Annotated in this window: 8 protein-coding genes; 4 read left to right on the top strand and 4 right to left on the bottom strand. The window is 73.6% G+C overall.

Features of this window, described 5'->3' with window-relative positions; all coding sequences use genetic code 11:
• Positions 1 to 15 precede the first annotated feature (15 nt).
• Positions 16 to 1,164 carry an acyltransferase family protein gene (locus ACYUD3_RS18425; protein WP_470971011.1) on the bottom strand — a complete coding sequence of 383 codons (1,149 nt, stop codon included), beginning with the start codon at positions 1,162 to 1,164 and terminating at the stop codon, positions 16 to 18.
• A gap of 456 nt (positions 1,165 to 1,620) precedes the next feature.
• Positions 1,621 to 2,565: a LysR family transcriptional regulator gene (locus ACYUD3_RS18420; RefSeq protein ID WP_470971009.1), complete on the bottom strand. Its 945-nt coding sequence runs from the start codon at positions 2,563 to 2,565 to the stop codon at positions 1,621 to 1,623.
• Positions 2,566 to 2,787: 222 nt separating this feature from the next.
• Here ACYUD3_RS18420 and ACYUD3_RS18415 point away from each other — a divergent pair, with 222 nt between their 5' ends.
• Complete coding sequence (locus ACYUD3_RS18415) at positions 2,788 to 5,067, top strand: ATP-binding protein (protein ID WP_470971007.1); 2,280 nt, start codon at positions 2,788 to 2,790, stop codon at positions 5,065 to 5,067.
• Positions 5,068 to 5,112: 45 nt separating this feature from the next.
• Positions 5,113 to 7,440 carry an ATP-binding protein gene (locus tag ACYUD3_RS18410; protein WP_470971004.1) on the top strand — a complete coding sequence of 776 codons (2,328 nt, stop codon included), beginning with the start codon at positions 5,113 to 5,115 and terminating at the stop codon, positions 7,438 to 7,440.
• 20 nt (positions 7,441 to 7,460) lie between these two features.
• Here the strand turns inward: ACYUD3_RS18410 and ACYUD3_RS18405 are convergent, their stop codons facing one another.
• Together ACYUD3_RS18405 and ACYUD3_RS18400 are read right to left on the bottom strand one after the other, a co-directional pair.
• The gene (locus tag ACYUD3_RS18405; protein ID WP_470971002.1) at positions 7,461 to 8,849 is read right to left on the bottom strand and encodes a DJ-1/PfpI family protein; all 1,389 of its coding nucleotides are present in this window, start codon (positions 8,847 to 8,849) and stop codon (positions 7,461 to 7,463) included.
• 64 nt (positions 8,850 to 8,913) lie between these two features.
• Positions 8,914 to 9,864, bottom strand: coding sequence for a GlxA family transcriptional regulator (locus ACYUD3_RS18400; RefSeq protein WP_470970999.1), 951 nt, complete (start codon positions 9,862 to 9,864; stop codon positions 8,914 to 8,916).
• Positions 9,865 to 10,127: 263 nt separating this feature from the next.
• On the opposite strand from ACYUD3_RS18400, the gene ACYUD3_RS18395 reads away from it, so the two are divergent.
• Positions 10,128 to 11,204 carry a phosphotransferase gene (locus ACYUD3_RS18395; protein WP_470970997.1) on the top strand — a complete coding sequence of 359 codons (1,077 nt, stop codon included), beginning with the start codon at positions 10,128 to 10,130 and terminating at the stop codon, positions 11,202 to 11,204.
• A gap of 50 nt (positions 11,205 to 11,254) precedes the next feature.
• Positions 11,255 to 11,752: aminotransferase class III-fold pyridoxal phosphate-dependent enzyme (locus tag ACYUD3_RS18390; RefSeq protein ID WP_470970994.1), on the top strand; the 498-nt coding region annotated here is incomplete at its 3' end.

Genomic DNA, 11,752 nt, shown 5'->3' with positions numbered 1-11,752 from the left:
CCGGGTGGTGGGGGGTCACCGCGCGCCGACCGGTTCGGGGGCCTCGACCCGCTGTTCCTTGCGGCGGGCCGGGCGGCTGAAGCGCCGTACCGCAGGGCGTTCGACCAGCGTGTGGAGGGCCACGGCGAAGGCGAACGTGAGCGCGATGGTCAGCGGTATGCGGACCAGCCACATCGTCGGGGACGAGGCGAATCCGCCGGTGACGTGCACAGCGCCGATCGGGCCGTACTGGATGACCAGCCAGTGCACCATGTAGAAGGCGAACGCGAGTTCTCCCAGCCACACCACGGTCCGGCCGCTGAAAGCCGTCCGCACCCCCCGCACGTCGGCGGCGGCGAGGGCCGCGACGACCAGGGCGATCGGGAACGCGGCCGTCCCGGCGGAAATGCGGAATATACCGGGCAGGTAGGACTGGATCACTACGCATACGGCTGCCAGGAGGAAAGCCGTTGGGATACCCAGCCGAATCCATTTTCCGGTCATCACGATACGCGCCATCAGAATGCCGAGAATGAATTCGAGAATCCTGGTGAAAGGGAAGCTGTACACGAACCAGCTGTGCCATTCCGGGATCGTCGGATCCCATGTCGTGGCCGGTTCGGTCGGCAGCAGCACGGCGGCGAACGGGACCAGGAAGACCGCCGCGGTGACGCCGGCCACCACCGCCCACAGCCGTTCCGGACGGATGCGCCCGATGATCCGGATCAGCCAGGGGAACGCCAGGTAGAAGACGATCTCGCAGCAGAGGGACCAGGTCGGCACATTGATGCCGATCAGCCCGCCGCGGGTGTCGAGATGAGGCACCCAGGGCTCGACCAGGAAAAGCACCGGGAGTGTGTTGATCGCCTTGATCGACACACCGGCGAGGAACATCAGGGCCAGGGTGATCACGAAGGTGACCAGATGGTTGGGGAAAATCTTGACCACGCGCCGGCGCCAGAACAGCGGCAGGGTGTCTTTCGGATCGTGGACCCAGGCCAGGATGAATCCGCTGAGCATGAAGAAGAGAGTCAGCGAGACCGGGCCGATCGTCATGAGCACCTTGGGGGCGCCGGGGAAAAGTCCGGCGATATGGGTGATCAGCACACAGAGGGCCGCGAGAGCTCGCACACCCGTCAATGACGGGAGGTTGCCCGGGCGTGGGGACGGTTCCGATGTCTGCATGACTGTTTCTCTCCGATTTCGCGGGACGGGGGCCCTTTGCGGCGGGAGCAGCGGCCTGCCACAGATCGAAGCAGGTCAGGGCGGTTCCGCGCTCGCCCCGGGGGTGCAGAGCCCACGCCGCTAAACCGGACTCCTAGTCGTCCGAATCGGCTGAATGAATCCACCGGACCGCAAAGAACCGCCGAATTCGCTCCCGGGGTTTCTCGCGGGTCGCGGATATCGGCGGCGGCTGCGAGCTGCGGCGCGCACGGTTCGGAACAGGCGCTACGGGAGCCGGAGTTGCTCACCGGGCCGCCCGGGGGCGGGATCTGCCGGCCGTGCGCGCCGCTCGGGTGCGGGTCCTGGACGGCCCGTCCCGCGTCAGCCGGCTGGGATCTCAGGTGGCGCGGGCCGGCTCATGTCCCGTGCTGTGCATGCGGAAGGTGCTCGGCTCCGGCGCGAGGCTCACCGCAGCCCTCACATCCGGCTACCGGCCGGCCGCGGTACGGATGCCGGCGCGTAGATCTCCCCCACCGTCTCCTGAAGCGCGCTGACGAAAGACACCATGCGCTGGCTCGGCGCCACGTCCGTCATCGTCGTCACCCCTATGGAGAGATGGGGCCGCCGGTCGGCGACCTCCAGGAGCGCGATGCCGCCGCCGTCCAAGGACGGGCGGTGGTGGGTGAGGGCGAAGCCCGCGCCCGCGGCGGCCAGTTCTCTCACCGCCTCCCGTCCCGTCGTACGGATGATCCTGGGCATCGGCGTTGCGGCTCCGTCGAAGAGCGACCTCGTGTAGGCGAAGTGGGGGTCTTCGGCGGGGAGGTCCGGGATCAGGAGGGTCTCCCGTGCGAGTTCCGTGAGGGAGGCTCTTTCCGCTGCCGCCAGGGGGTGCTCGCGGGAGATCAGGGCGTAGAGCGGGGGTACGGCCAGCTCGACGAACCTGCCTCCGTCGACCCGGGTGAAGTTGTACGTCACCAGCAGTTCGCAGACCCCGTCGAGCATCAGCTCCGCAGGGCTGGTGGTGTCATGGACGTCGACCCTGAGCCCCGGGTGGGTCTTCGCCAGCCTGGCGAGGGTGCGCGGGATGACGAACGGGGTGAGCGAGTGGCAGCAGCCCACGTCCAGTTGTCCCGTGGTCTCGTCCCGCAGGCCGCTGCTGCGGTCCTTGAGGGTGCGGGCCTGCCGCAGGACGGTCCGGGCGTCGTCGAGCAGGACCCGCCCGCTCGGCGTCAGCGCCACCCCTTTGGCGTGCCGGCGCAGCAGTAACTGGCTGCCCAGCTGGCGCTCCAGCCGCTGCATGGCCGACGAGACGGCGGACTGCGAGGCGTGCAGCCTGGCCGCGGCCTCGGAGATGTTCCCGGTCTCGGCGATGGTCACGAAATACAGCAGCTGCGTGAGACTGAAGTCCAGCCGGTCGCTCATGTCTGGTACCTGAATCTTTCTCGGAACGTCACAGATCACGGGAAGTTGCGGGAAGCGGCAGGGCCCGGCGCTCCAGGGACGCCCATATGGGTTAATTTTCAAACAACTCTCCCGTCAGGCAGCTTCCTCGCCGGACCCGCCCCGGCGCCAGAAGCACTTTCACGAGGTGCCGGTACAGGGCCGCGACCCCGTACTTTCACCAGGCCAGGAGCAAGAACCCCGATGGCAGCCACCGTCTCGCGTACCGGGAATCTCCCCACCGCCCCCGCCCTGACCGGCTTGGTCGGCAGGCGGCGGGAGACCGCCGAGATCGGGGCGCGGCTGCGCGCGGCACGGCTGCTCACCCTGACCGGCCCCGGCGGCGTGGGCAAGACGCGGCTGGCGCTGGAGGCGGCCTCGGCCGTCCGCGAGGAGTTCCCCGACGGGGTGTGGCTGGTCGACCTGGCCCCGGTCCAGCGGCCTTCCACGGTGGCGCGGGCCGTCGCGACCGCCCTGGGCGTCCCTGATCACGGCCGGCTCGCCGAACGGCTGGCCGGCCGCCGGGCGCTGATCGTGCTGGACAACTGCGAACACCTCGCCGACGACTGCGCCGAACTCGCCCGCACCCTGCTCCAGATGGCGCCCGGGATACGCGTCCTCGTCACCAGCCGCCATCTGCTCGGCGTCGACGGCGAACACGTCCTCACCGTCGCCCCGCTGCCGCAGGAGGACGCCGTCGAACTGCTGCGGGCGCGGGCCGCGGAGTTCCACGGTGTGAAACGGCTCGACGCCGCGCCCCCCGCATCGGTCCGGCGCCTGTGCGCGCGGCTCGACGGACTCCCGCTCGCCGTCCAGCTGGCCGCGCCCCGGCTGCGGACCCTGTCCGTGGAACAGCTGACGGACCGGCTGCCGTCCCTCACCGGGGGCAGCCGGACCGGGCCGCCGAGACACCGCACGATGAGAGCGGCCGTCGAGCACAGCTACGGCCTGTGCGACCCGGCCGAGCGGGTGCTGTGGCACCGGCTGACGGTCTTCGCCGGCGACTTCGCCCTGGACGCGGCCGAAGAGGTGTGCTCCGGCGCCGGCGTCGCCCGCGCCGAGGTGCTCGGCCTCCTCGACCGGCTCACCGCCCAGTCCGTCGTCCTGCTGTGCGGCCCTGAGGGCGAGCGGCGCTACCGGCTGCTCGAAAGCGTCCGCCGGTACGGGCGCGAACGTCTCGCCGGGTCCGGGGAGGAGCGGCGGCTGCGGCGCCGGCACCGCGACTTCTTCCTCGGCCTCGCCCAGGGGATGGCCGCCCGCTGGTGCGGCCCCGGGCAGGCGGCGGAGCTGGACCGGCTGCGGGCCGAACACGGCGATCTGCTCGCGGCACTGGACTTCCACGACGATCCGCGCGCCACCCTGAAGCTGGTCACCGCACTGCGCTTCCACTGGTGCGCCGGCGGCTTCCTCGGCGAGGGGCGCCGGCAGTTCGAACAGACGCTGGCGGCGGCGCCCGAACCCACCCCCGAGCGAGCCCGCGCGCTGCGGGCGGCGGCCTGGACGGCGCTGCTCCAGGGCGACGCGGAGGCGGCCGACGCCTGGCTGGCGGAGGAGCACGCGCACCTCCTGCCCCTGCCCGGACAGCCAGACCCGCCGGAGGAACACGCCGACCTCCTGACCCTGCGCGGCCGGTCCGCAGAGCTCCGGGGACAACTGGAGCCCGCCCGCGCCCAGTACGAGGCCGCCGTCGCCGCGTGCACCGGACCGGGCGACGCGCCCTGTCTCCTCGTCGCGCTCTTCCACCTGCTCCGCGTCCTCAGCCGGCTCGGCCACCCCGACACCGCCCACGCCGGCCGCCGCGCCCTCGCCCTCGCCGACGCGCGGGGGGAACGCCTGGTACGGGCCCACGTGCTGCGGACCCTGGCCCGCGACGCCTGGAACCGCGGCGACCAGCCGACGGCCCTGGCCCTGAGCCGGGCGGCGCTGGAGAGCCACCAGGGTTTCGACGACCTCAGGGGCGCCGCCGCGATGGTGGAACTGCTCGCCTGGGCCACCGCCTCCCACGGCGACTTCCGGCAGGCCGCCCGGCTGCTCGGCTCCGCCGCCGCCCTGCGGGACAACGCCGGCGTCACGTCCGGTCCGTGGTCGGCGCACCACCACGCCCGCTGCGAGGAAGCGGCCCTGCGGGCGCTGGGCCCGAAGCGGTACCGGACCGAGTTGGCCGCCGGCCGCTGGTACGACACCCCGGCCGCAGCCGCTGAACAGGCCCTGAACGCGCGGGAGAACACACAAGACCCGGCCCCCCGGCGGGTCCCGGACCCGCTGACCCGCCGCGAACGGGAAGTGGCCGCGCTGGTGGCCCAGGGCATGACCAACCGGGCGATCGCAGCCACTCTCGAACTGTCCCGGCGCACCGTCGACGGCCACGTACGCAACGTCCTCGCCAAGCTCGGATGCGCCAACCGCGCCCGGATAGCGGCCTGGTGGACGACGCACCAGTCGCCGGGCCGCCCCCGGCGGACGGCCGGAAGCGAGGCCGCCTGACCCGGTGTCCGACCGCAGTCGCGTGTGCGCCCAGGAGAAACGGACGTGAACACAGCCCTGCCCGCCTCCCTCACCAGCTTCGTGGGCCGCCGGCGGGAGCTGCCGGAGATCCGCCGGCTCCTGGGCACGGCACGGCTGGTGACCCTCACGGGGACGGCCGGGGTGGGCAAGACCCGGCTGGCCCTCGAGGCCGCCGGGACCTTTCCGGGCGGGGCCTATCTGGTGGATCTGGCCCCGGTCCACGACCCGTCGGCCGTGGCCCGCGCGGTCGCGGTCGCGCTGCGCCTGCCGGACCAGGATCGCGGGCCCTGGCCGGAGCGAGTCGCCGCGCAGCTGGCCGGACGGGACGCCCTGCTGGTCCTGGACAACTGCGAACACCTGCTGGGCGCCTGCGCGCGGCTGACCCTGGACCTCCTGTCGGCGGCACCCCGGCTGCGCGTCCTGGCCACCAGCCGCGAGACCCTGGGCCTGCCGGGCGAACACGCCTTCCCCGTCCCGCCCCTGCGCCCCGCCGAGGCCGCCGAGCTGCTGTACGACCGGACGGCCGCGCTCCGCCCCGGCTTCCAGGTCACCGGCGCCGACCGGGCCGTCGTCGAGCGGCTGTGCGCGGAGCTGGACGGGCTGCCGCTGGCGGTCGAGCTGGCCGCGTCCCGGCTGCGCACACTGAGCGTCCAGCAGGTCGCGGAGCGGATGGCGGACCGGTTCGCGCTGCTGACGGCGGGCGCCCGTACCGCCCGGCCGCAGCGCAGCCTGCGCGGCGCGATCGACCGGAGCTGGGAGCTGTGCCGCCCGCAGGAGCGGTTGCTGTGGAGCCGGCTGTCGGTGTTCGCGGGGGGTTTCACCCTGGAGGCGGCCGAGAGTGTGTGCGCGGGCGAGGGGCTCGACGAGCGCGAGGTGCTCGACGTGCTGGACCGGCTGGCCGCCCAGTCCCTGGTGGAGGCTCCCGGCGCGGGCGGCGCGCCCCGCTACCGGCTGCTGGAGAGCGTCCGGCACTACGGCGGGGAGCGGCTGGCGGCCTCCGGCGCGCTGCCTCTGCTGGTGCGGCGGCACCGTGACTTCTATCGGGCGCGCGCCGAACGCCTGCACGCGGACTGGTCCGGGCCTCGGCAGGGGGAGTTCCTGGCGTGGTTCCGGGCCGAGCACGGGAATCTGCTGGCGGCGCTGGAGCGGGTGGGCGCCGGGGATGCCGGATCGGGTATAGGGGACGCCGGATCGGGTGCGGGGGGCGCTCCGCAGGAGGCCGGGGGCATTTGTCCGGACGCCGGGGGTAGTTGGCCGGACGCCGGGGGTAGTTGGCCGGACGCCGCCGGTTCTCACGACTCCCAGGGCCCTCAGGACTCTCACGATTCTCAGCGCCCCCAGAGTTCCCAGGGCCCTCAGGGTTCTCAGTACGCCCAGCGCTCCCAGCACTCCCAGCACTCCCAGAACAACGACGCCGAAGCCGCGCTCTCCCTGGCCGCCGCCCTGGAACACCACTGGATCGCGAGCGGATCCCTCACCCAGGGCCGGCGGCACCTGGACCGGACCCTGGCCGAGGCGCCCCGCCCGACCCCGGCCCGCGCACGCGCGCTGCTGGCCGCCGCCGCCCTGGCACAGGCCCGCTACGACCTGCCGACGGCGGCCCGGCGGCTGGCCGAGGCCGGTGAACTCGCCCGGCGGCTGGGCGAGTTGGCGCTGGGCGCCCGGGTGCGGGGGCACCTCGGTGTCTCGGCGCTCTTCCGGGGCCGGCTAGCCGAGGCCGTCGGCCTGGTCGAGCAGGCGGTGGCGGAGCACGCCGCGCTGGGCGACCGTGACGGCGCGGCCGTCTGGAGCTGCGCGCTGGCCGTCGTACAGATCCTCGGCGAGGACCCGCGCGCCCCGGAAACCCTGGGGCGCGCGCTGGCGGAGGCCGAGGTCCGCGGCCTCCGGTGGAACTACTCCTTCCTGCTGACGATCCTGGGCCGGCGCACCTGGGCTCTCGACGATCCACGGGAGGCGAGGGAGCTGACCCTGTCGGCGCTGCGGAGCCTCGGCCACAGCAGCGGGACACCGAGGCTGGTCGAGCGGCTGGCGTGGATCACCGCGTCGGACGCCCGCTCACCGCTCACCGTCACCGGCACCCCGCTGCCCTCAGGCGACCCGCGCGCCGACGACCTCCACACCCGTCACGGGACCCAGCCTCACGACGCCCCCCTCACCCGCCGCGAACAAGAAGTCGCCGCCCTGATCGCCCAAGGCATGACCAACCGCCAGATCGGCTCCGCCCTCGGCTGCTCCCCCCGCACGGTCGACTTCCACGTCCGCAACATCCTCGCCAAACTCGACCACGGCTCCCGCGCCCGCATCGCCTCCTGGTGGACGGCACATCAGCTCCGTGCGGGCGCGCTGAGCTGATCAGCCGCCGGATCACCGGCTCACGTGCGAGCGCTCTGCTCACGGCGTCCACGCAGAACCCGCCGCACCCCCATCGGCGTCACCCCCACCCCCACGCTCAGCAGCACCGCCGCCGCGGCCAGCGCGGTGGACCGCCAGGGCCACGCCGCGCCCGTCAGCTCCAGGTGGGCCGAGGGGTACTCCGAGAACTTCGCGGTGACCAGCGCCGTACGGCGGTCGCCGTGTGCGGCGAGGTCGCGCAGCACCGGATCGAAGCCGAACTCCCCGGACTTCCGTCCGCCGCCGGGCAGTTCGGGGGTGAGCCCGTTGCGGCGGGCCCAGTCGCGCAGCGGGGCGCCGACGCCGGAGGCGTTCTCGACGCCGGGCACCACGAAGCGGTCCGCGCCCTGGGCGCCGCCCTGCGCGGGCCGGGTGACGAGGACCAGGCCGTGGCGGGTGGTGACGGTGTCGCGGGCGCCGACCACCACGGTCCGGGTGGCGAAGGAGACCCCGCCGTAGGCCTCGAAGGCGGCGGCGGCGTCGATCTCCTCGACGCCGTCGACCAGGCCGACGGCCGTGGTGGGGCGCAGCCAGGGGAACGCCGCGTTGAGGGCGTACGGCAGGTCGCCGGGGGCGAGGTGGTTGGCCGGTATCGAGGTCGGTCCGTCCGGGGTCCAGCCGGGGTAGGACAGGCCGGTGCCGATCCGGGTCGCCTCCTGCTTGCCGGCGAGTTCCTCGACCAGCTTCAGGGCGCCCACGGTGCCGGAGGTGACGCCCGCGGTGGTGGTCACCCGGCCGTCCTCGACGTAGCGCTGCCCGCGCTTCCAGTGGACGTCGGGGTAACCGCGTTCCAGGGAGCCGATGTTGGACCAGAACGAGGTGGCATTGCGGCCGTCGAGCAGGCCGGCGGCGGCCAGCAGTTCGGAGCCCGCGCACACCCCGAGGATCCGGGCGCCCTTGCGGTGGCGTTCGACGATCCACCGGCGCAGGGCCTCCTCGCCCGTGCCGGCGGGGTCGGTCACCGCGGGCACGACGACCACGTCGGGCTCCGGCACGGCGCCGTCCGTCACCTCGGCCAGCGTGTGGTCGGGCAGCAGATGGGCGCCGCCGGACAGCGCGGCGACACGGCGTTCGGCGGCCACCGTGTAGACGAACATGCCCGGCGACTCGGCGAACACCTGGTAGGGCGCGAGTACGTCGGTGGCGACGGAGCCGGCGTTGCTGACGGCGACCGCCACCGTGATCCGGTCGTCCGGCACCGGCCGGGCGGCCGGCCGCTTCCCGGCTGCGGGGGCGGCGGCGAAGCTGTCGGCCATCGACGCGCTCACCCCGGCGAAGGCGATCCCCGCGAAGGCCGCGACAGACAGCGTCGTACCGAGCAGTGCCCAGCCGGTGCGGCGCAGTGCCTGGCGTGTTCTTGCTCTGGACAAGACATATCTCCATGATCCGGGCGTCGACCGGCGGCGTGGTGCCGTCGGCCCTCGTAGGGGCGGTTCAGCGCAGTTGTGAGGGCGGGACGCCGAATGCCTCGGTGACCACGCGGCGCAGTTGGCGGGCGTCGCTGAAGCCGCAGCGCAGGGCGACCGCGTCGACCGGCAGATCGGTGCCGGACAGCAGGGTGCGGGCGCGCTCCAGCCGCAGTCGCCGCTGGTAGGCGAAGGGGGTGAGGCCGGTGGCCGCGGTGAAGGCCCGGGTCAGGCCGCGCGGGGACAGCCGTGCGACGTCGGAGAGTTCCGCCAGGGTGAAGGCGGCGTCGAGATGCTGCGCGAGGTGGTCCTGCACCCGGTGCACCGCGGGCTGGACGTGGTCGCGGTGCCGCAGGAACGGGCTGATCTGCGCCGCGTCCCCGTCCCGCCGCAGATACAGCACCAGTTCGCGCGCGACCGCCGCCGCCGGCTCCGGGCCCCGGTCGCGCTCGACGAGGGACAGCGCGAGGTCGATCCCCGAGGAGATGCCCGCGCTGGTGCTGACCCGTCCGTCGTGCACGTAGAGCGCGGCGTCGCGGACCCGGGCGCGCGGGTATCTCTCGCGCATCGCCGCGATGAGCGACCAGTGGGTCGTGCACGCCCGGCCGTCCAGCAGCCCGGCCTCCCCCAGGACCGCGGCGCCGCTGCACACCGAGGCCACCCGGGCGCCCGCGTCGTACGCCTCGCGCACCCAGCGGACCGCGGCGGGTGACACCAGCCGGTCGGATCCGGTCAGCCGGGGGCCCGGTACGAGCACCAGGTCGCCGGCGTCCGCCCGGCACGCCGGCAGGGGTGTCAGTCCCGCCAGCCGCAGCCCTTGGGCGGAGCGCAGCGCGTCCGTCTCGGCGGTGTACTCCAGCCGGTAGCCGCCGCCCAACCGGGCCGCGGCGTCGAACACCTGCACAGGGCCGCCGAGGTCCAGCAGGTTCACCTCGGGCAGTACCAGCACCAGGACCCGCCCGGTCGTCTCGTCGCTCACCCCGTCACGGTAGGCCGGAGCGGGCCGCCCGCACGAGGTCGTCCGGCGCCGGACAGCGGACGGATCTGGCACCTCCCGCTGTCTCCGGCGACTTCCTCCAGACGGAACACCAACCCCCCTGCGGCACAGAGAAGACACAGCCAGGACACAGGGATCCGTCCGCAGGACAGTCGCACGACATCGCCCGCTGCTCGAATGGAGATCGCTCCAAGCGGATTCCGGCCGCTCAGAAAGACACCTCACACGGCGAGGAGGCAAGCAACGTGGCGCGAGAATCCGAGGGCGTGCCCGGGACCCGGCCGTGGGTCGCCCGGCTCCTGCGCACCCGCTGGGGAGCCGCCTGGGCCGATCTTCCCCTGCGGCCCCTGACGGTCGGCCCGGGCGGCCCGCTCAGCCACACCGCCGGGCTGTGGCACGTCGGCGCCGAGGGCGCGGGGCACGTCCTGAAGGTCCAGCTCAACCCGGACGCGGCCCGCCCGCCCGCGTTCTACCCGCTCAAGGAGAAGGTCCTGGCCCACTGCCGCGACCACGGCGTGCCGGTGGTGGAGGCGGTGCCGGACGTCGCGGGCAACTCCAGTGTGTGGAGCGACGGCCTGGTCTGCGAACTGCTGCCGCGCTCCCCGGGCATCGCCGCCCAGGCCCTCACCCCCGTCCAGGCCGCGGCCGTCACCGACGCCGGTCTGCGCCTGCGGGACGCCCTGGACCGGCTGCCCGGCGACGTCCGCGCCGGCCTCGCCCCGCTGCGGCTGCCCCGGCTGGTCGAGGAGGAGCACTGGCCCACCGCCCTGCGCGACGCGGAGGAACGGCTGCTGCCGCTGGCACAGAAGCGCGACGACGACTGGGGGCGCGCCGCGGCCGAGGCGCTCGGCGGTGTCGTACGGGCCGCGGAGCTGATGCGGCGGGCCGGGGAGGTTCCGGCCGACCGGGTGGCCGTCGTCCACAGCGATCTGCACTACCACCATGTCCTGCTCACCCCCGGGACCGCCCCGCCCACCGCGCTGGCGCTGCTGGACTTCGACAACCTGCACGTCGGGGACCCCCTGCTGGATCTGGCCTGGACGGCGGAGACGGCCGGGCGGATCGCGGACCCGGCGGGGCAGGCCGACTGCGCCCGCGCGTTCCTCGCCGCCGCCCGGGCGGGCGGCGCGCTCGCGCCCGGCGCCGAGGCGCTGCTGATGCCGCTGCTCCTGGCCCACTCACTGCCGGTGATCGTGGACATCGCCAAGGACATCCTGGAGCGCGGCATCCTCACCCCGGTGTGGCTCGGCTACTTCGAGCTGCTCTCCCCCGACCGCAGACTGCGCGTCCACGACCTCCTGACGGCGACAGCCGGCGCCTGAACCCCGGCCGCACCATTCACCCCTGCTTTCACCCCCCACGGGAGAATGCCATGCCTGCATCGCACACGCCCTCCGGCGGCTGGCCCGCCGACCTCTCCTCCTACTGCTTCGAAGTCCCCTACTCCGAGGACTCCATCCTCTTCGAGTCGGCCAAGGGCATCCGGCTGCACGACACGGCCGGCAAGGGCTATCTCGACGGCATGTCCGGCGTGTTCGTCACCTGCTTCGGCTACGACTGCGCGCCGATCGCCGACGCGATCGCCGAGCAGCTGCGCACCCTGCCCTTCAACCCGCCGCTGCACGGCACCAACCGCCCCGCGCTGGAGGCGGCCCAGCGGCTGGTCGACCTCGCGCCGGCGTCGATCACGGCGGCGAAGCTGGTCAGCGGCGGCTCGGAGGCGGTCGAGGCGTCGCTGCGGCTGGCCCGGCTGTACCAGCGCAGCCAGGGCAGGCCGGGCAAGGTGAAGATCCTCAGCCACTTCCACGGCTACCACGGCTCCACCTTCGGCTCCCTCTCGGTGACCGGGCGGCCCGACGTCACCCGGTTC

The organism is Streptomyces sp. AMJ-169 (genome assembly GCF_055597585.1).
Note: the sequence above shows the minus strand (reverse complement) of the source record. Positions and strands in the feature narration are given on the sequence as shown.

Coding starts and splice junctions, on each gene's coding strand:
- ACYUD3_RS18425 (WP_470971011.1), bottom strand. CDS start 1,164: ATGCAGACATCGGAACCGTCCCCACGCCCGGGCAACCTCCCGTCATTG.
- ACYUD3_RS18420 (WP_470971009.1), bottom strand. CDS start 2,565: ATGAGCGACCGGCTGGACTTCAGTCTCACGCAGCTGCTGTATTTCGTG.
- ACYUD3_RS18415 (WP_470971007.1), top strand. CDS start 2,788: ATGGCAGCCACCGTCTCGCGTACCGGGAATCTCCCCACCGCCCCCGCC.